Origin of the sequence: Pacificibacter sp. AS14, assembly GCF_038899935.1 — a bacterium.
GTDB lineage: Bacteria > Pseudomonadota > Alphaproteobacteria > Rhodobacterales > Rhodobacteraceae > Celeribacter.
In genome coordinates, this window is sequence record NZ_JBBMQI010000010.1 from 80,718 (window position 1) to 98,715 (window position 17,998).

General features: G+C 51.9%; 22 protein-coding genes. 14 read left to right on the plus strand and 8 right to left on the minus strand.

The window, feature by feature from the left end; genetic code table 11:
- Positions 1 to 15 precede the first annotated feature (15 nt).
- Positions 16 to 516, minus strand: coding sequence for a heme-binding protein (locus tag WNY38_RS11205; protein WP_342857424.1), 501 nt, complete (start codon positions 514 to 516; stop codon positions 16 to 18).
- Positions 517 to 547: 31 nt separating this feature from the next.
- Complete coding sequence (locus WNY38_RS11210) at positions 548 to 976, minus strand: thioredoxin family protein (protein ID WP_342857425.1); 429 nt, start codon at positions 974 to 976, stop codon at positions 548 to 550.
- Between the two features lie 137 nt (positions 977 to 1,113).
- On the opposite strand from WNY38_RS11210, the gene WNY38_RS11215 reads away from it, so the two are divergent.
- The 11 genes from WNY38_RS11215 (at position 1,114) to WNY38_RS11265 (ending at position 10,286) form a co-directional block, all read left to right on the plus strand.
- Entirely contained in the window at positions 1,114 to 1,869 is a 756-nt protein-coding gene (locus tag WNY38_RS11215) for a cytochrome c biogenesis protein CcdA (protein ID WP_342857426.1), read from the plus strand.
- 2 nt (positions 1,870 to 1,871) lie between these two features.
- Complete coding sequence (locus WNY38_RS11220) at positions 1,872 to 2,477, plus strand: thioredoxin family protein (RefSeq protein ID WP_342857472.1); 606 nt, start codon at positions 1,872 to 1,874, stop codon at positions 2,475 to 2,477.
- Between the two features lie 146 nt (positions 2,478 to 2,623).
- Positions 2,624 to 3,097 carry a sulfur oxidation c-type cytochrome SoxX gene (gene soxX / locus WNY38_RS11225; RefSeq protein ID WP_342857427.1) on the plus strand — a complete coding sequence of 158 codons (474 nt, stop codon included), beginning with the start codon at positions 2,624 to 2,626 and terminating at the stop codon, positions 3,095 to 3,097.
- Positions 3,098 to 3,134: 37 nt separating this feature from the next.
- Complete coding sequence (gene soxY, locus WNY38_RS11230; protein WP_342857428.1) at positions 3,135 to 3,551, plus strand: thiosulfate oxidation carrier protein SoxY; 417 nt, start codon at positions 3,135 to 3,137, stop codon at positions 3,549 to 3,551.
- A 31-nt stretch (positions 3,552 to 3,582) separates the two neighbouring features.
- Positions 3,583 to 3,912: a thiosulfate oxidation carrier complex protein SoxZ gene (gene soxZ / locus WNY38_RS11235; protein WP_342857429.1), complete on the plus strand. Its 330-nt coding sequence runs from the start codon at positions 3,583 to 3,585 to the stop codon at positions 3,910 to 3,912.
- Between the two features lie 32 nt (positions 3,913 to 3,944).
- Positions 3,945 to 4,805 (plus strand): sulfur oxidation c-type cytochrome SoxA, encoded by an 861-nt coding sequence (gene soxA / locus WNY38_RS11240; RefSeq protein WP_342857430.1) that lies wholly within the window; start codon positions 3,945 to 3,947, stop codon positions 4,803 to 4,805.
- 111 nt (positions 4,806 to 4,916) lie between these two features.
- Positions 4,917 to 6,614 carry a thiosulfohydrolase SoxB gene (soxB, locus tag WNY38_RS11245; RefSeq protein WP_342857431.1) on the plus strand — a complete coding sequence of 566 codons (1,698 nt, stop codon included), beginning with the start codon at positions 4,917 to 4,919 and terminating at the stop codon, positions 6,612 to 6,614.
- 95 nt (positions 6,615 to 6,709) lie between these two features.
- On the plus strand, positions 6,710 to 8,005 hold the full coding sequence (gene soxC, locus WNY38_RS11250; protein WP_342857432.1) for a sulfite dehydrogenase: 1,296 nt from the start codon (positions 6,710 to 6,712) through the stop codon (positions 8,003 to 8,005).
- On the plus strand, positions 7,989 to 9,044 hold the full coding sequence (locus WNY38_RS11255) for a c-type cytochrome (protein ID WP_342857433.1): 1,056 nt from the start codon (positions 7,989 to 7,991) through the stop codon (positions 9,042 to 9,044). Before soxC ends, WNY38_RS11255 begins: the two co-directional genes overlap by 17 nt.
- 96 nt (positions 9,045 to 9,140) lie before the next feature.
- Positions 9,141 to 9,575, plus strand: coding sequence for a DUF302 domain-containing protein (locus WNY38_RS11260; protein ID WP_342857434.1), 435 nt, complete (start codon positions 9,141 to 9,143; stop codon positions 9,573 to 9,575).
- A 54-nt stretch (positions 9,576 to 9,629) separates the two neighbouring features.
- Entirely contained in the window at positions 9,630 to 10,286 is a 657-nt protein-coding gene (locus WNY38_RS11265; RefSeq protein ID WP_342857435.1) for a Crp/Fnr family transcriptional regulator, read from the plus strand.
- A 17-nt stretch (positions 10,287 to 10,303) separates the two neighbouring features.
- Here the strand turns inward: WNY38_RS11265 and WNY38_RS11270 are convergent, their stop codons facing one another.
- A complete protein-coding gene (locus WNY38_RS11270; protein WP_342857436.1) occupies positions 10,304 to 10,507 on the minus strand; it encodes a DUF2892 domain-containing protein in 204 nt (67 codons plus the stop codon).
- 173 nt (positions 10,508 to 10,680) lie between these two features.
- The gene (locus WNY38_RS11275; protein WP_342857437.1) at positions 10,681 to 12,180 is read right to left on the minus strand and encodes a CoA-acylating methylmalonate-semialdehyde dehydrogenase; all 1,500 of its coding nucleotides are present in this window, start codon (positions 12,178 to 12,180) and stop codon (positions 10,681 to 10,683) included.
- 139 nt (positions 12,181 to 12,319) lie between these two features.
- On the opposite strand from WNY38_RS11275, the gene WNY38_RS11280 reads away from it, so the two are divergent.
- From WNY38_RS11280 to coaD, 3 genes are all read left to right on the plus strand, one after another.
- Entirely contained in the window at positions 12,320 to 13,210 is an 891-nt protein-coding gene (locus tag WNY38_RS11280; protein WP_342857438.1) for a LysR family transcriptional regulator, read from the plus strand.
- 57 nt (positions 13,211 to 13,267) lie between these two features.
- A complete protein-coding gene (locus tag WNY38_RS11285) occupies positions 13,268 to 13,702 on the plus strand; it encodes a CBS domain-containing protein (RefSeq protein WP_342857439.1) in 435 nt (144 codons plus the stop codon).
- Positions 13,703 to 13,896: 194 nt separating this feature from the next.
- On the plus strand, positions 13,897 to 14,394 hold the full coding sequence (gene coaD / locus WNY38_RS11290) for a pantetheine-phosphate adenylyltransferase (RefSeq protein ID WP_342857440.1): 498 nt from the start codon (positions 13,897 to 13,899) through the stop codon (positions 14,392 to 14,394).
- Positions 14,395 to 14,504: 110 nt separating this feature from the next.
- On the opposite strand, the gene WNY38_RS11295 is transcribed toward coaD, so the two are convergent.
- From WNY38_RS11295 to gap (WNY38_RS11310), 4 genes are all read right to left on the minus strand, one after another.
- Entirely contained in the window at positions 14,505 to 15,155 is a 651-nt protein-coding gene (locus WNY38_RS11295) for a MarC family protein (protein WP_342857441.1), read from the minus strand.
- Between the two features lie 251 nt (positions 15,156 to 15,406).
- Positions 15,407 to 16,408, minus strand: coding sequence for a type I glyceraldehyde-3-phosphate dehydrogenase (gap, locus tag WNY38_RS11300; RefSeq protein WP_342857442.1), 1,002 nt, complete (start codon positions 16,406 to 16,408; stop codon positions 15,407 to 15,409).
- Positions 16,409 to 16,541: 133 nt separating this feature from the next.
- Positions 16,542 to 16,682 (minus strand): hypothetical protein, encoded by a 141-nt coding sequence (locus WNY38_RS11305; protein WP_342857443.1) that lies wholly within the window; start codon positions 16,680 to 16,682, stop codon positions 16,542 to 16,544.
- 139 nt (positions 16,683 to 16,821) lie between these two features.
- Positions 16,822 to 17,823 carry a type I glyceraldehyde-3-phosphate dehydrogenase gene (gene gap / locus WNY38_RS11310; RefSeq protein WP_342857444.1) on the minus strand — a complete coding sequence of 334 codons (1,002 nt, stop codon included), beginning with the start codon at positions 17,821 to 17,823 and terminating at the stop codon, positions 16,822 to 16,824.
- Positions 17,824 to 17,998: the final 175 nt, after the last annotated feature.

Below are 17,998 nucleotides of genomic sequence, written 5' to 3' on the forward strand. Positions count from 1 at the left end.
CAAAGTCCCTCATTGTTAGAACGCTATATCATCCAATATCGCGTCAATCCCATCTTGAGCACAGCGTTCGTCAATATCCGGCCCTGGTGCCCCTGATACACCAATCCCCGCGACAATAGAACCCGCCGCTTCGATCATAAGTCCGCCACCAAGCGCCAGTGGCTCTGAAAGCTCTCGAATGCCAGCCATCATCTCGCCAGGGGCGGTGATGGTGGCGAGGTCAAGTGTTGACGTGCGAAAAGACACCGCTGTCCAAGCTTTGCGCCGCGCGGTCTCGAACACGTGCAAACCGGCAAAGCGGTCGCGCACATACACTTGTGGAATTCCAAAGCGGTCAACAACCATAACGCCGACCTGATAGCCTTGCTCGCGACAGCTTTCCATCGCGGCCACGGCCGCCACGCGCGCCACTTCGGGTTTGAGCACTTTGAAGGTGACAAAGGCGTCATCGTCTTGGGCAAAGCTTGAAGTTGTCGTCGCTGCCAATAGGGCAAGTGCTGTTAGTATCCGTTTCATGTCAGTGGCCTCCCGTTTTTTATTTCTGTATTTATTCAGTTACTTGAGATTTAAATTCACTGTGGTTTTGCAATATAACTGTCAGCATCGCCCAAAACATCTCGTCGCCACCGTAGCCTTCAATCCGCGCTTGCTCATGACCGTCCGTGACCAAAACAAACGTTGGGGTTATGGCCAGTGCCCCTTTGAACGTGATGTTTTCCAGAGGCTCGTCGTGTAGATCCATGCGGCGCAGCGGCGCAAACTTGCCTTCGGGTGTTTTGGGGTAGATGTCAGAAATCTCTGCATTCCAGCGCGCGCAATAGGCACATCCAGCTTGTTCCACCATGATCAACTGAGTGCCGTTATTTGTGTGGGCATCGACGGAACGAGCCTGATCTGCTATAGTTGCGCTAAAGGGTATCGCAAGCGGAATGCTTAAAAAACAGGCTAAAAAGAAACGACGCGTTTGCATAAGCATGTCGGGACCATTGGGTTTGATTTAAGAGAATGTTTGTTGACGTCAGTATAACAAACAACATAATTTGAATATGTGAATAACACAAGGTTTTCACCGCGCATGATACCTCGCGCAGGTGAGGCCGAAGGAGGACCTATATGTTAGATGTGACGGTGATCTCCGCTTTTCTAGGGGGGCTGATTGTATTTTTCTCACCCTGCATTCTGCCCATCGTACCGTTTTACCTGTCTTACATGGCGGGCACTTCAATGGGGGAAATCTCTGAGGACGGCCAATTGGCTGCGGGCGTGCGCAGGCGTGCCATTGTGTCGTCCATCATGTTTTCGTTCGGCATTATCACGGTTTTTGTCGCCCTTGGGGCCGCAGCGTTTTCCTTTTCGCAGGTGTTTCGCGGCCAACAAGACCTGTTTCGCATCCTCGCCAGTGTCATCGTGTTTGTCATGGGGCTGCACTTCTTAGGCGTCATCCGCATTGGAATCTTAAACCGCCAATTTCAAATGGAGGCCGGCGACACCTCGAACATGAGCATCTTTGGATCTTATGTTGTCGGGCTGGCCTTTGCCGCTGGCTGGACGCCTTGCGTGGGCGGTGTTTTGACGGCTGTCGTCTTTACCGCATCGGTTGAAGAGACGGCGGTCAAAGGCCTGATCATGATGCTGGTCTTCGGCATTGGCATGACCCTGCCATTCGTCGTGGCGGCTGTGTTTATCAAGCCGTTTTTGAAATTCGCCGCCACATTCCGGCGTCATTTGCCTAAAGTTGAAAAACTCATGGGGGTATTTTTGATTGTCTTCGCCATTCTTATTCTTACAAATTCTGTCAATCTGATCGCGGCTTGGATGCTGGAAACCTTTCCTGCCTTCACCAAAATCGGATCATCTGGGAGTCTATGAAAATGTTTCATCTGTCACGCCGCACCTTTGGAACTGTCATTCTGAGCTTGGCCTGCACCTTGACCCCAGCCTTTTCGGCTGTGTTGGGTGACGACGGGTTACACAAAGCCCCATGGCAGCGCGAAACGTTTAAAGATTTGCGCGAAGATTTGGAAGAAGCCACGGCTGAGGGCAAGCGCTTGATGGTGATGGTCGAGCAGCGCGGCTGTATTTATTGCACCAAGATGCACGAAGAGGTGTTTCCCGATCCGGAAGTGACTCAAATGATCGAGGACAATTTTTTCGTCGTACAGATCAATATGTTTGGCGATGTCGAGGTCACGGACTTTGACGGTGAGGTCTTGCCTGAAAAGGACATGGTTCAAAAATGGCGCGCCTTGTTTACGCCCACGACCTTTTTCTTTCCCCAAGAAGTGGGCGAGGGGCTCAGCGCGCCGGAGGCAGCTGTCTCCACTGTGCCCGGCGCTTTTGGGCGTATGACAACTTATAATATGATGGCTTGGGTTTTGGAGCAGGGCTACGAGACTGATGTGCCATTTCAAAAATACCATGCGGAACGTGTGGCGAGGCAGCAAAAGGCAGGTACACTACGCCTTGACGCTCAATGATTCTAATAAGATACCGCTCTTTGCCAGTTTTATAATTTGATTGCTCGACAAATATTAAAATTCTATTTTTTGAATTTGTTCTTGCGCCAAAGCAAAATGCTGGTCTACGGTATCTGACAATACACAAGTCTTTCTAGGGAGGAGACATGAAACGCATCGTAACGACACTCGTCGTACTTGGCCTAACGGCTGGTGCCGCAATCGCAGAGGTGGCGCCAAATGACGTTGCCTACGCTGATGGCGCAATCGCAGAATCTTTGTCTGGTGTTGCTGGCAACGCTGATAGAGGCCGCGAAATTTTGACATCCAAAAGTCTCGGCAATTGCGTGGCTTGTCACGCAGCTGACGCATATGATGATATCTCTTTCCATGGCGAAATTGGCCCCATGCTTGATGGTGTTGGATCGCGCTGGGAAGAAGCTGAAGTCAGGGGCATCGTGGCCAACGCCAAGATGACCTTTGAGGGCACAATCATGCCCGCCTTTTACAAAACAAACGGCTACATTCGTCCGGGCGATGCCTACACTGGCAAAGCGGCAAAAGGGGATCTGCCACCGCTTTTGAGCGCGCAGCAGATTGAGGACGTGGTCGCCTACCTAATGACGCTGAAAGACGAGTAATCGCTTTCAGCTGGCTAGAATTTTTGAGGAGAACACTATGAATCTCACACGACGTGACGCGCTTGCGCTTGGGCTTGGGGCGACGGCTGCTTCTTTGTTGCCTTTGCGCGCTGTTGCCGCTGCTGATGATGCGATTGCCGCTTTTACAGGTGGTGCAGACATTGGTGCCGGTGGCATCACTTTGACCGCGCCTGAGATCGCTGAAAACGGCAACACAGTCCCTGTGTCTGTTGATGCGCCTGGAGCTGTTTCCATTTTGGTTTTGGCGACTGGCAACCCGACGCCTGGCGTGGCGACCTTTAACTTTGGTCCTTTGGCTGGATCGCAATCTGCCTCTACGCGGATGCGTCTTGCGGGTACGCAAGATGTTGTTGCGATTGCCAAAATGGCAGACGGCTCCTTTGTGAAAGCATCGAGCACTGTCAAAGTGACCATCGGCGGCTGCGGCGGCTAACTCAACCGACTAATCTTAGGAGACCCTATCAATGGCATCAGGTGTAAAACCCCGCGTGAAAGTCCCCAAGTCGGCAGCAGCTGGCGAGACAATCACGATCAAAACGCTCATCTCTCACATAATGGAATCTGGTCAACGCAAAGACAGTGATGGCAACATCATCCCGCGTTCGATCATCAACCGCTTTACCTGTGATTTTAACGGCCAATCTGTGATCGACGTTAAAATGGAAGCGGCCATTTCGACCAATCCATATTTCGAATTCGACGCTTTGGTTCCCGAAGCAGGCGAATTTAAATTCACTTGGTATGACGACGACGGCGATGTTTATGAAGAAACAAAAGCTGTCGCAATCGCATAAACCAAAACCAAGTGCTTAGGGAGGACACACGCATGAAAACGAAATTGCTTAGCAGGGTGCTTGGCACGGCGGCGCTTTCGGCTTTGGTATTTGCGGCACCTGTGCTTGCAGATGAAGACGCTGAATTGATCGTCAATGGCGATCTGGAGTTGGTGACCAAAACCGCAGCGCCGGCACATTTGTCAGATAGCCTAGACGAAATTCTATCTGGCTGGCGCTTTCGCTCAGATGGCACGCAAGCCATGCAACTTGATGATTTTGACAATCCAGGTATGCTTGGGGCTGAGGAAGGTCTTTTTCAGTTTGAAACCACCATGGGCTCAGATGGCAAAGCCTGTTCTGATTGTCACAATGGACCAGAGAGCCTGTCCACAGTGCGCGCCACATATCCGAAATGGAACGAAGACGCAGGCGAAGTGCGCACCATTCAGATGCAGATCAACGATTGTTTGACAACGCAGATGGGTGCAGAGCCGGAGAAATACGACAGCACTAAAATGTTGAACTTTGAGGCGATGCTTGCGGTGGTTGCGCGCGGTACACCGATCAATGTTGCGATCGATGGGCCTGCGCAATCCACATGGGAGCAGGGCAAAGAGATATACTACACGCGTTTTGGGCAGCTTGAATTGTCATGTGCCAATTGTCACGAAGACAACTACGGCACTATGATTCGCGCCGACCATTTGTCTCAAGGTCAGATCAACGGTTTTCCAACATACCGTTTGAAAAACACTAAGCTCAACGGCTCGCATTCACGTTTTAAAGGCTGTATTCGCGACACCCGTGCTGAGACCTTTAACCCTGGTTCGCCTGAGTTTATCGCACTTGAGCTTTATGTCGCCTCTCGCGGCAATGGCTTGTCGGTCGAAGGACCGTCAGTGCGCAACTAAATCATGAAAGACCCCGCCAGATTTGTCTGAGCGGGGTCTTATTTCTCTTTATATATTCAAGTTTGCGCATGAGATGTTGCCTTGCGACCCATGCGATGACGGGAGTCCAGTATGATCAATCGTCGTGATTTTCTTCAGGTGTCTATGGCAGCCTCTGCTGTGGTCGGTGCGTCAGGCTTTGGCGATTGGTCGCGTTTGGCGGCGCAACAGCTTTTGACTCAAGATCAGCTGTTGGACTTTGACACCTTTGGCAATGTGTCCCTCATCCATGTGACGGACATCCATGCCCAGCTCAAGCCAATCCATTTCCGCGAACCCAGCATCAATATCGGTGTGGGCGACAACAAAGGCCAAGTGCCGCATGTCACCGGCGCGGATTTTCGCAAGCTTTACGGTATCGATGACGGATCTGCGTCTCACTACGCGCTGACCTCTGATGATTTTGCGGCTTTGGGTCAGACTTACGGCAAAGTTGGCGGTTTGGATCGTGTCTCTACCGTGATCAATTCGATCCGCGCCGCGCGCCCCGATGCGCTTTTGCTGGATGGTGGCGATACGTGGCATGGGTCTTACACCTGTTACCACACCGAAGGCCAAGACATGGTCAACGTGATGAATGCGCTGAAACCTGATGCGATGACCTTCCACTGGGAATTCACGCTGGGGTCTGATCGCGTACGCGACATTGTGCAGGACCTGCCGTTTGCCGCTCTGGGTGCCAATATCTATGACGCGGAATGGGACGAGCCTGCCGAGGATTTCGAGCCCTACAAATTCTTCGTCCGTGGCGGCGTAAAAATCGCTGTCATCGGACAGGCGTTCCCTTACATGCCAATCGCCAATCCCGGCTGGATGTTCCCTGAATACTCCTTCGGTATCCGCACAGAGCGTATGCAAGAAGTCGTTGACGAGGTGCGCGGGCAGGGCGCTGAACTGGTTGTTCTGCTATCGCACAACGGCTTTGACGTGGATAAAAAGATGGCTGGACTGGTCAAAGGTATCGATGTTGTCTTGTCAGGCCACACCCATGACGCTTTGCCAGAACCTGTTTTGGTGGGCGAGACGATTATCGTTGCCTCTGGGTCCAACGGTAAATTTGTCTCTCGTGTGGATTTGGATGTGCGCGATGGTCGGATGATGGGCTTTCGTCACAAATTGATCCCTATTTTCTCTGACGTAATAGAACCTGACAAAGCAGTCACTGAACTGATCGACGCGCAGCGCGCCCCTTATGAAACCGCCATGTCCGAAGTGATTGGTGAGACTGACGGTGTTTTGTACCGTCGCGGCAATTTCAACGGCACATGGGATGATCTGATCTGTGATGCGCTTTTGTCAGAGCGCGAGGCAGACATCGCCATGAGCCCAGGCGTGCGTTGGGGGCCATCCTTGATGCCGGGGGATCAAATCACCCGCGAGGATATTTTTAACGCCACCTCTATGAGCTACCCGAACGCTTACCGCACTGAAATGACTGGCGAGTTTATCAAGACCATTATGGAAGACGTGGCCGACAATATCTTCAACCCTGACCCCTATTACCAACAGGGCGGCGATATGGTGCGTCTTGGCGGACTTGGCTACCGTATTGATGTAACCAAACCGCAAGGGTCACGGATTACAGATATCACTATGCTGAAAACCGGTGAGCAGCTTGATCCTTATAAATCCTATGTTGTCGCGGGCTGGGCCTCCGTCAATGAGGGCACAGAAGGCCCTGAAATTTGGAACGTGGTCGAAGATCACATTCGCAAGATTGGCACCGTCAGCCCGACCGAAAATACGTCGGTGAAAGTCGTCGGCGCCTAAAGCCTTTGACCGCTTTGCCGATCTGGCAGGGCGGTTTTCAAACCTCAGTTTCATTCACATAGCTGAATGAAAGAATGCATAAGGGAGACATCCCCATGACTGACAAACGGATTGAATTGAAACAGGTTCCGGCCCCATCGCGGCGTGCATTTTTGCGCGGGGCTGCGGCGACTGGCGCAGGGCTTGCCGCCAGTGCTGCCAGCGGTCAAAGCGCCCCTGATCCGCTGATCACCGAGGTCCAAGATTGGGCTTCAGGCACAGGCGATGGCGTTGACGCCACACCCTATGGATTGCCCATCGAATTTGAAAGCGATGTCATCCGCCGCAACGTGGCATGGCTGACGGCAGACACAATTTCATCGATCAACTTCACGCCGATTCATGCGCTGGATGGCACGATCACGCCACAAGGTTGCGCGTTCGAGCGGCATCATTCGGGTGCGATCGAGCTGAGCAAAAGTGACTATCGTTTGATGATCCACGGTTTGGTCGATAAGCCGCTGGTGTTCACCTACGCCGATCTTGAACGCTTCCCGCGTATCAACAAAACATTCTTTTTGGAATGCGCTGCGAACACCGGTATGGAATGGGCGGGCGCGCAGTTGAATGGCGCGCAGTTCACTCACGGAATGATCCACAATATGGAATACTCCGGCGTGTCTTTGCGTACATTGCTTCACGAGGCAGGCTTGAGTGCTGCGGGTGATTTCAAAGATAAATGGGTTTACGTTGAGGGGGCAGATGCTTCGTCCAACGGGCGCTCTATTCCGCTGGAAAAAGCGCTGGATGATGTGATGATCGCCTTCAAAGCCAACGGCGAAGCCCTGCGCAAAGAGCACGGCTATCCGGTGCGTTTGGTTGTCCCCGGTTGGGAAGGCAATATGTGGGTCAAATGGCTGCGCCGCATTGAGATCACGGATCAAGCCATTGAATCGCGTGAAGAAACATCGAAATATACTGATACGTTAGAGGACGGCACCGCGCGCAAATGGACATGGGTGATGGACGCGAAATCCGTCGTCACCTCGCCCAGTCCGCAAGCGCCGATCACCCATGGCAAAGGGCCTTTGGTGATCACGGGACTGGCTTGGTCCGGTCGCGGGGCAATCACCGGCGTGGATGTGACGATTGATGGCGGCAAGACTTGGCAAAAAGCGCGTTTGGCGGCCCCCGGTCAACCGATGGCGCTGACGCGGTTCTATTTGGATATCGATTGGGATGGCTCTGAAATGTATCTGCAAAGCCGTGCGCATGACGACACGGGCTATGTGCAGCCGACCAAGGATCAATTGCGCGAGGTGCGCGGGCTCAATTCTGTGTATCACAACAACTGTATTCAAACATGGTGGGTCAAAGAAAACGGGGAGGCTGAAAATGTCGAAGTATCTTAAACTGGCTCTGGCAACGGCGATCAGCACTGCGTGTATTAGCGCCCCTGCTATGGCCGCAAGCCTCGGGTTGGGACGTGCCGCATTGACCGAGGAAATCGCGGCTTGGGACAAAGACATCTCGCCTGATGGAACTGGGTTGCCGGTTGGCTCTGGGTCTGTTGAATACGGCGAAGAAATTTTTTCCGAAGGCTGTGCAAGCTGTCACGGTGAATTTGCCGAAGGGGTGGACAATTGGCCCAAGCTTTCGGGCGGCATGAACACCTTGAACCGCGAAGATCCGCTCAAAACCATTGGGTCCTATTGGCCTTACCTGTCAACCACTTACGACTACATCCGCCGCTCTATGCCTTTCGGCGGCGCGCAGACGCTTTCTGATGACGATGTCTATGCGATGGTGGCCTATATTCTGTATTCTAATGATTTGGTCGACGATGATTTCGTGCTGTCCAATGAAAACTTTCTTGAGGTCGAGATGCCAAACGCAGATGGATTTGTCATCGACGATCGGGCGGTGACAGAATATTCGCAGTTCACCTCTGAGGCAGCTTGTTATGAAAATTGCAAAGACACGGTCGAGATCACCATGCGCGCCGCTGTGTTGGATGTAACGCCAGAAGAAGAAATGTCTGAACCCATGGTCGAGCATACGCAAGAATCCGCGCTTGAAACCGCTCCAGTGGTTGAAGTGCCCGCGGCAGCGGTTGTTGCAGCCTTTGATGCCGATCTGGTCGCTGCGGGGGAAAAGGTCTTTAAAAAATGTAAGGCTTGTCACCAAGTGGGTGAGGGGGCCAAAAACAAGGTCGGGCCGATGTTGAACGGCGTGGTTGGAGCACCTGTTGCCCATGTGGATGGCTTTAAATATTCCAATGATCTTTTGGCGGCCAAGGATGCTGGCCGTGTCTGGGATGAGGCCTTGATGTCCGAGTTCTTGGCCAAGCCGAAATCTGTATTCAAAAAAACCAAGATGAGCTTCGCTGGCTTGAAAAAGGACAGTGAGATCGTCTCTGTGATTGAATATTTAAAATCCGTGTCGCAGTAAGTTTTTGAACTATCTTTGAACAAAGGCGGCGTGATGCCGCCTTTGTTCGTTTGCGGGTATAATTTATGCTATGATCAAATCAGAAAGGATTTTGTCATGAAATATAAGCTGATAGCCCTCGCGTTAAGTCTTTACTCCGCAACGCAAGCAAGCGCCGGTGAAGCGATTTTGTATGACTACGATGGCACGTTCGAGGACGCGACCTTTGCCGTTGAAGATGCCATCGTATCCAAAGGCTTGGTGATCGATTATCGCTCGCACACAGGCGAAATGCTGGAACGCACCCGAGAGGTTGTGGGCTCTGATGTGGTTCTGTTCGACAACGCAGATATATTCTTGTTCTGCTCCGCCGTGGTGTCGCGCAAGGTTATGGAAGCCGACCCGATGAATATCGTGCATTGCCCATTTTCCATTTTTGTCGCCGACCAAGCGGGCAAGGTGACAATTGGTCATCGTGACTATCCCGAAGGCGTGATGCAAATGGTGGAAGACCTGTTGTCAGAGATTGTGACCGAAGCCACATCATTCTAAGCATTGGGGATATGAGCAAAGCCGTTTTGGTGATGCGCAAGGGCAAGGACTATTATGGACTGGATTGATAGATTTGCAGGGCTGTCTCAACTTGAGGACAGCTTGCGCAACACCTTGGTGTCGAAATCGCAGATCGTGAATATGCCCAAGAAGACCGTTCTGTTTGGTCCAGGCAATTCACCTGAAAACCTATTGCTGTTGCTTGAAGGAGTCGTGCGTGTGCAGCAGGTTACCGAAGGCGGGCGCGAGATCGTGCTCTACCGTGTGCATGCGGGCGAAAGCTGTGTGCTAACGACGGCCTGTCTTTTGGCCTATGAAAACTACGCCGCAGAAGGCATTGCCGAGACCGATGTCAAAGCGGTCGCGATCCCGCGTATTGTGTTTGACGATCTTGTGGCGGGCTCAAAATCGTTCAGAAATTTCGTATTCTCAACTTACTCGCGCAGGATCACGGATCTGTTTCATGTGATCGAAGAAATCGCCTTTCAAAAAGTCGATATTCGTCTGGCGCATAAACTTGTGGAACTGGCAGGAGCCGATCATAAATTGTCAGCCACGCACGCGCAACTGGCTGCAGAACTTGGCACTGCGCGCGAAGTGATTTCGCGTCAGTTGCAAGAGTTCCAGCGCCGCGGATGGGTGACCACCGCCCGAGGCGCTGTTACATTGACAGATCGCAGTGCTTTGGAAACCCTGTCTGAGGCAGGGTAACGCAGCAGGGTTCACCGTTATTTTTTGATATTGCAGGTGTTGATCCCGATGAGGGAATACAAAGCACAGCTGTTCATCAACCCCGTGGCCAAAGGTACGATCCCGATGAGGTACAGCCAGCGATAGCTTGCGTCTGCGTTCAATACGAACCCAGCCAAAAGCGCCACGCCTACGACGATGCGGATGATACGGTCAATCTTGCCGACATTCTTAGAAAACATGGTGAACTCCCCTAATGTTTCATTAACCATCGCATGGCGCGTGTGTGGCTGTCTGTGACAAGGTCACCAAGTTTGAATGAAATCTCAAATTTTAAAACAACGTTGCAAAATAACTGAAAAGGGGCAGCCCTTCGACTGAAAAGCTGCCCCAAAAGTCGTATGGTACGTCGGTTTTAATCGAGCGCTTGGAAGTTCAACGCAGCGCCGTCTTTGATGCCTGAATACCAACGCGATGTGACCGTTTTCGTCTTGGTGTAGAACTTGAACGCGTCAGGACCGTATTGGTTCAAATCGCCAAAGGCCGATTTTTTCCAACCGCCGAACGAGAAGTAAGACAAAGGCACTGGGATCGGGAAGTTGATGCCCACCATACCCACATTGACGCGAGACGCAAAATCACGCGCTGTGTCGCCATCAGCCGTGTAGATCGCTGTGCCGTTGCCGTATTGGTTGTCCATGACCAGTTTAAGCGCTTCTTCGTAATTGTCTGCGCGCACTTGTGTCAGCACTGGGCCAAAGATCTCTTCTTTGTAGATGTCCATGTCTGGTGTCACATCGTCAAATAGTGTTGGGCCAACGTAGTAGCCGTTCTCGTAGCCTTGCAATGAAAAGCCGCGGCCATCTGCCAACAAAGTGGCACCTTGCGCGACACCAGAATCGATCAGGCCCACGATGCGCTCTTTTGAGGCCGCCGTGATGACGGGGCCATAGTCGACGTCGTCGCCAGATGTGTATGGGCCGACTTTCAAGGCTTCGATTTTTGGCAGCAATTTCGCGACAAGTTTGTCTGCGGTGTCTTTGCCCACAGGCACAGCCACCGAGATAGCCATGCAGCGTTCGCCTGCCGCGCCAAAACCAGCGCCTATAAGGGCGTCAGCCGCTTTGTCGATATCCGCATCAGGCATAATGATCATGTGGTTTTTCGCGCCGCCAAAACACTGCGCGCGTTTGCCATTGGTGGCTGCACGCCCGTAGATGTACTGCGCGATTGGCGTGGAACCAACAAAGCCGACAGCTTGGATCGTGTCGTTGTCGAGCAGGGAGTCAACGGCTTCTTTGTCGCCGTTGACCACTTGCAATACGCCATCAGGCAGACCTGCTTCAGAGAACAACTCAGCAAGACGCAAAGCTGTGGAAGGCGCGCGCTCGGAGGGTTTTAAAATCATCGCGTTGCCGCAGACAATCGCAGGGGCCATTTTCCAAAGTGGGATCATCGCGGGGAAGTTGAACGGCGTGATACCCGCCACAACACCCAAAGCTTGACGCATGGAGGTCAAATCGATGCCAGGGCCAGCGCTGTCCATGAATTCGCCTTTGAGCATCGCAGGCGCGCCCATGCAAACTTCGACAACTTCCAAGCCACGTTGTACATCGCCTTTGGCGTCTGGGATGGTTTTGCCGTGCTCGCGCGACACCAGCTCTGCCAGTTCTTCCATGTGTTCATTGATCAGGGCGCCGAATTTCATCATAACGCGGGCGCGGCGTTGCGGGTTCACTTTTGCCCATTCCACTTGCGCAATCGCGGCTTTCGCAACCGCTTCATTGACCTCTTCGGGGGTCGCAAGCGGTAGGCGGGCCTGAACTTCGCCGGTGGCTGGGTTGTAAACGTCTGCAAAACGACCGGATGTGCCTTTGACGTGCACACCGTTGATGTAATGAGTAAGCTCTTGCATGGAATCCTCCTTGGACATTTTTTTTAAATCTACTCTTGCGAAAATGTTTGTAAAAGAGGCAATAACCCAAAAACGAAATGCATAAATGCAAAGCTGTGTGGGGGAGCAATGCATTTGAATGATAAAAAGGGGTGAGCAGATGAACTGGGATGATATTCGCGTATTTTTGGCTGTGGCGCGTACAGAAAGCCTGTCTGGGGCAGGACGTGCGCTAAAAATGGACCCAGCCACAGTGGGGCGACGTGTGGCGCGTCTTGAGCAAGGGATGAGCGTGACACTGTTTGCCAAATCACCGCAAGGCTATGACTTGACGCGCGATGGCGCACGTTTGTTGGTTCATGCAGAAGATGCAGAAAAGGCCATGACCTTGGGCGCGGCTGATTTGGAAGGTGGCGGAGACACCTTGAGCGGGGTGATCCGCTTGGGCGCACCGGATGGTTGTGCGAATTATGTTCTACCCAAGGTTTTGGCGCGCATTGCAGTTCAGCATCCTGATTTGCAGGTGCAGGTGGTGGCCTTGCCGCGGGTGATCAGCCTGTCCAAACGCGAGGCGGATTTGGTGATTTCTGTCAGTGCACCACAAACGGGCCGTTTGTTGGTACAAAAGATCACTGATTACCACCTCTCACTGGCGGCGATGCGTTGGTATCTGCGTCAAGAAGGCGAGGTCAAAATCTTGGATGATGTGAAAAAACACAAGATTGTTGGTTATGTCCCTGACTTGATTTTTGATAAGGAGCTTGACTACTTAGATACTATCGGCGGGGCCACTGCGGATTTTTCTTCAAATACAGTGTCGGTACAACTCAACATGATCAAGGCGGGTTTGGGGATCGGTGTTGTACATGATTTTTGCGTGCCTCATGTCGCCCGCATGGTGAGGATTTTACCCGATGATTTCCGCCTTAAGCGGGCGTTTTATTTGATCCGCCATGCAGATGATAGCAAGGTTGAGCGTCTGACGCGATTTGCCGATCTTTTGGTGACTGAGATGAAAGCCATAGTCGATGAGCTTGAAGGAGAAGCTTGACACACGAAGCTGTGTGACGGACCTTAAAGGTGGGAGCAGGACAATTTAGGAGGAATTATGTTAATTGGTCAGATTCTAAAAGAAAAAGACATCTCGGACATTGTGACAATCGGACCAGATATGACAATTGCCGCAGCAACAGAGCTTTTGTCATCTAAAAAGATCGGCGCCATTATTGTTCAAAGCCAAGCGGGCGGATTCGATGGCATTTTGTCTGAACGCGATGTGGTGCGTGAGCTGGGCAAAGAGGGCGCGAGCGTGTTGAAACGCAAGGTGTCCGAATTGATGACAGAAAAGCTGCAGACATGTGTGCTCGATGACACCGCTTTGGCCGTTTTGGAGCGCATGAGCTCTGGCCGGTTTCGTCACATGCCTGTGGTCGATGCTGGCAAGCTGGTGGGCCTCGTTTCCATCGGCGATGTGGTGTCGGCGCGTTTGGCGCAACTTGCGATGGAAAACTCTGCCCTTGAGGGCATGATCATGGGGCATTGATCGCTCGTTTTTGACCCTGAGTCCTCTATCGCTGTTCTCAAAAGTTCAGCTTTTGCAACTGCGGTAGAGGCGCTTAAAAATCAATAGTTTGATGTGGGGCGGCGACAGTTTTGTGCTTAGGTGAAAAACTATCGACTTGTGCTTGCAATTGGTGACGCAATATTGTTGCGTGCGTTCAAGCAAAGGAGAATGCTATGCGCATTGGTTTATATCCTGGAACCTTCGATCCGGTCACACATGGTCATCTTGATATCATACGTCGAAGCTGCGCTTTGGTGGATCGTCTTGTAATTGGCGTTGCGATCAATCGCTCCAAAGGTCCGATGTTTTCTCTTGAAGAACGTGTGGCCATGCTCGAACCGATTTGTGCGCAGATGTCACAAGACACAGGTTGCCAAGTCATTGTGCATCCTTTTGAAAACTTGCTGATCCAGTGTGCCGCCGATGTCGGGGCCTCGATCATTGTGCGAGGCTTGCGGGCTGTTGCGGATTTTGAGTACGAATATCAGATGGTTGGTATGAATAGGGCGCTCGATGACAGCATCGAGACCGTGTTCTTGATGGCCGAAGCACGCCATCAAGCGATTGCCTCAAAGCTGGTCAAAGAGATCGCGCGCCTTGGCGGTGATGTGTCCAAGTTCGTCACGCCAGAGATCGAAGCAAAGCTGAAAGACAAATTGGCCAGCAGCTAAGTTGTCAGCGACAAATTTGAATATCTATTAGAATACGAAAAACATCTGCAGGACTTAGGTGCTCGGCTGTACGTGTCTGATAGGTTCAGAGTATAAAGTGTTCCCAAAGGTTAAAACTCAGGGATCACTCCAATTGCCACGAACCCTTGCAGCACTGTGTCTACGGCTACAGCCGCTAAAATCATGCCCATCACACGGCTTACAATCGCAGCACCTGTGTCGCGTAAAACCCGCAGAATGGGGCGCGCAGCCAGCAAGATAAACAGAGTGATGATCAAGATCAGTGTCATGACCGTGGCGGTCATCATTTGATGAGCCACTGAAAATCGATCATTGTCTGTCAACATGACCACGGCAAGCATGGCACCTGGAGAGGCAATGGATGGCATCGCTAAGGGAAAAACCGCCACACGGCGTGCGTGCAGCGCCATGGATTTGGTCTCCGGTGAGGTCTGGCCTGTTTCTTGATTTGGCTTGCCGTCTCCAAATATCATCGTCATGGCAAAGAGAAACAACACGAGGCCGCCTGCGATTTGGAACGATGGCAATCCAAGCCCAAGCGCGTTGAGTATGACCTGACCAAAAATAATAAACACCATCAAGATCGCAAAAGCCGTCGCCGTGGCTCTTACAGCCACCTGTTTTGAAAGCTTCGGATCCAGTGATACAGTTGCGGCAATAAACACGGGCAGGGTGCCGATGGGATCGATGACAACCCATAAGGTAATAAATTCGCTGAGGAGCGTTTGAAAGTTAGTCATAAATTGAGTGAATTGTCATTTTAGTGCACAGGTTTCTGAGAATAACATGGGCATTCTCGGGCGAGACATCAATGAGTTAGCTGGCAAAACTTGTGGATGGCTATAAAAAAAGCCCCGCAAGCGGTGGGGCTTTTGCTCTATCGAAAAATGCTTATTTTGGAGAAGTTTACCCATAGCAACCGCATTACCGAACATACGGTTACCAAAGGCCTGCGCAAGCAAGGCTTGCACAGGCTTAGAAGACGTTTGTCTTACAGGAATTTACCCATAGCAACCGCAGTGTCGGACATACGGTTAGAGAAGCCCCACTCGTTGTCGTACCACGTCAAAATGCGCACCATTGTGCCTTCCATGACCTTGGTTTGGTCTGTGTGGAAGATGGAAGAGTGCGGATCGTGGTTGAAGTCTGAGGACACGAGCTGCGCGTCTGTGTAGCCAAGCACCCCTTTGAGTGGACCGTCAGCTGCAGCGCGGATCAAGGCGTTGACTTCTTCCACAGTTGTCTCACGTGCCGCCTCAAAAGTGAGATCGACAACAGAAACATTTGGTGTTGGAACGCGGATAGAAACGCCGTCCAATTTGCCGTTAAGTTCTGGCAAAACAAGACCCACAGCTTTCGCTGCACCCGTTGATGTCGGGATCATGGACAAAGCCGCCGCACGTGCGCGGTAGAGGTCTTTGTGCATGGTGTCCAAAGTAGGCTGATCGCCTGTGTAGGAGTGGATCGTGGTCATGAAGCCTTTGACGATGCCGATCTCGTCGTTGAGCACTTTGGCCACAGGGGACAGACAGTTGGTGGTGCAAGACGCGTTGGAGACAACGATATCATCTGCAGTCAATGTGTCGTCGTTCACACCAAACACGATGGTTTTGTCAGCGTCTTTACCTGGTGCAGAAATCAACACGCGGTTAGAGCCGTTGTCGAGGTGTGCTTGGCAAGCTTCTTTAGACGTGAAGATTCCCGTACATTCCATAACGATGTCAACGTCAGACCAAGGCAGGTCCGCAGGGTTACGCATCGCGGTCACTTTGATCGGGCCACGGCCTACGTCGATGGTGTCTTCTGTGTGGGTCACTGGGAAGGGAAAGCGACCGTGTATAGAATCGTACTGCAATAGGTGTGCATTTGTGGCCACTGGGCCAAGATCGTTGATTGCGATCACTTCGATGTCTGTACGACCAGATTCGATGATGGCGCGCAGAATATTGCGACCGATCCGACCAAATCCGTTAATTGCGACTTTTACCGCCATTTCAACAACTCCTTGACGCTAGAATGTGAGCAGACAGTCTGCCCCTTATGGGCGCAAAGGAAGCAATTCTCCCTCGCGTCGTTAACGCTAACATCGCCATCTTGGCCAAAAGGTCAACCTTCAAAGGCGAAAATTATCGCCAAAAAGCCACTAGAGCGATGAGGTCCATGAATTTACGAGCTAAGAACAGTGAAGCTGCACCGTGATTAAGTGTGATATCCAATGCAACCGATATAACGATCAGCAGGGCAAAGGCGATGGAGAGGCGGTCCATACTCGAAATTCATTCCTTGAACTGCGCCGAAGATGACGCAGACTTGGAACGAAGCATAGAGAGATTGAGAAAAAAGAAAACCGCCCAAAGACCCGAAACAGATCTTTTGAGCGGCTAAACTTTTCAGGTTCTTGCCAGCTTAGTGCATCAAGCGGCCCATGGCGCCGGCGACGTCTGCCATGCGCGAGGAAAAGCCCCATTCGTTATCGTACCACGCCAAAACACGCACTGTGCGACCAACCACTTTGGTTTGCTCGGGTGCGAAAATTGAGCTTTCAGATGTATGGTTGAAGTCGATCGAGACTTTGGCTTCAGCATCATAGCTCATCACCATGCCCATATAGCCGTTGGCCGCATCGCGCACGATCTCATTGATGTCTTCAACCGTCACGTCTTTGCCCGCTTGGAAGGTCAAATCGACAGCAGAAACATTCGGTGTTGGGACGCGTATGGACGAGCCATCAAGCTTGCCTGCCAGTTCTGGCAAAACCAAACCAAGCGCCTTGGCGGCGCCTGTGGATGTCGGGATCATCGCCATGGCGGCGGCACGGGCGCGGTAAAGATCAGAGTGGCGGCGGTCCAAAGTTGGTTGGTCGCCTGTGTAAGAATGGATCGTGGTCATGATGCCGCTCTCAATGCCAACGGCGTCGTTCAACACTTTGGCCAAAGGGGCAAGACAGTTGGTTGTGCAAGACCCGTTAGAAATCATGCGCTCATCCGCCAGCATATCGCGGTGGTTCACGCCGTAGACCACGGTGCGATCCACATTGGTGGCAGGGGCAGAGATCAGCACTTTTTTTGCACCGCGTTCGAGGTGCACCGCAGATTTCAAACCGTCGTTAAATTTGCCTGTGCATTCCAAAACAACGTCAACACCTTCCCAATCCAATTCTTGCGGATCGTAGGTGGACATCACTTTGATCGGACCACGGCCCAAGTCCAATGTGTCGCCATCGATTTTGATATTACCGCCAAAGCGACCATGGACTGAGTCGTATTTCAATAGATGTGCGTTGGTAGCAATCGGGCCAGTCGCGTTGATCTTGACGACCTCCACATCATTGCGCGCGGCTTCTGCGATATGGGCCAATGTGCAGCGTCCGATACGGCCAAAACCGTTGATCCCTAAGCGAATGGTCATATGCGTCTCTCCTAGTGCTCTCTTTGATGGTTTTCACCACCGCTCAGATTTATGCGATCTCAAGACATGCTGCGGGGGGCCGCCCAAAGCGCATCTGAAGTTCGTATAGGGGAGACTCGGTTTTGAAAAAAGACGTTTAGCGCCAACATGTTAGCGTAAACATAGGGTGTTAGCG

Bases quoted from the DNA above. Each gene is read 5' to 3' on its own strand.
- WNY38_RS11205 (WP_342857424.1), bottom strand. From the start codon at position 516: ATGAAACGGATACTAACAGCACTTGCCCTATTGGCAGCGACGACAACT.
- WNY38_RS11210 (WP_342857425.1), bottom strand. From the start codon at position 976: ATGCTTATGCAAACGCGTCGTTTCTTTTTAGCCTGTTTTTTAAGCATT.
- WNY38_RS11215 (WP_342857426.1), top strand. From the start codon at position 1,114: ATGTTAGATGTGACGGTGATCTCCGCTTTTCTAGGGGGGCTGATTGTA.
- WNY38_RS11220 (WP_342857472.1), top strand. From the start codon at position 1,872: ATGTTTCATCTGTCACGCCGCACCTTTGGAACTGTCATTCTGAGCTTG.
- soxX (WP_342857427.1), top strand. From the start codon at position 2,624: ATGAAACGCATCGTAACGACACTCGTCGTACTTGGCCTAACGGCTGGT.
- soxY (WP_342857428.1), top strand. From the start codon at position 3,135: ATGAATCTCACACGACGTGACGCGCTTGCGCTTGGGCTTGGGGCGACG.
- soxZ (WP_342857429.1), top strand. From the start codon at position 3,583: ATGGCATCAGGTGTAAAACCCCGCGTGAAAGTCCCCAAGTCGGCAGCA.
- soxA (WP_342857430.1), top strand. From the start codon at position 3,945: ATGAAAACGAAATTGCTTAGCAGGGTGCTTGGCACGGCGGCGCTTTCG.
- soxB (WP_342857431.1), top strand. From the start codon at position 4,917: ATGATCAATCGTCGTGATTTTCTTCAGGTGTCTATGGCAGCCTCTGCT.
- soxC (WP_342857432.1), top strand. From the start codon at position 6,710: ATGACTGACAAACGGATTGAATTGAAACAGGTTCCGGCCCCATCGCGG.
- WNY38_RS11255 (WP_342857433.1), top strand. From the start codon at position 7,989: ATGTCGAAGTATCTTAAACTGGCTCTGGCAACGGCGATCAGCACTGCG.
- WNY38_RS11260 (WP_342857434.1), top strand. From the start codon at position 9,141: ATGAAATATAAGCTGATAGCCCTCGCGTTAAGTCTTTACTCCGCAACG.
- WNY38_RS11265 (WP_342857435.1), top strand. From the start codon at position 9,630: ATGGACTGGATTGATAGATTTGCAGGGCTGTCTCAACTTGAGGACAGC.
- WNY38_RS11270 (WP_342857436.1), bottom strand. From the start codon at position 10,507: ATGTTTTCTAAGAATGTCGGCAAGATTGACCGTATCATCCGCATCGTC.
- WNY38_RS11275 (WP_342857437.1), bottom strand. From the start codon at position 12,180: ATGCAAGAGCTTACTCATTACATCAACGGTGTGCACGTCAAAGGCACA.
- WNY38_RS11280 (WP_342857438.1), top strand. From the start codon at position 12,320: ATGAACTGGGATGATATTCGCGTATTTTTGGCTGTGGCGCGTACAGAA.
- WNY38_RS11285 (WP_342857439.1), top strand. From the start codon at position 13,268: ATGTTAATTGGTCAGATTCTAAAAGAAAAAGACATCTCGGACATTGTG.
- coaD (WP_342857440.1), top strand. From the start codon at position 13,897: ATGCGCATTGGTTTATATCCTGGAACCTTCGATCCGGTCACACATGGT.
- WNY38_RS11295 (WP_342857441.1), bottom strand. From the start codon at position 15,155: ATGACTAACTTTCAAACGCTCCTCAGCGAATTTATTACCTTATGGGTT.
- gap (WP_342857442.1), bottom strand. From the start codon at position 16,408: ATGGCGGTAAAAGTCGCAATTAACGGATTTGGTCGGATCGGTCGCAAT.
- WNY38_RS11305 (WP_342857443.1), bottom strand. From the start codon at position 16,682: ATGGACCGCCTCTCCATCGCCTTTGCCCTGCTGATCGTTATATCGGTT.
- gap (WP_342857444.1), bottom strand. From the start codon at position 17,823: ATGACCATTCGCTTAGGGATCAACGGTTTTGGCCGTATCGGACGCTGC.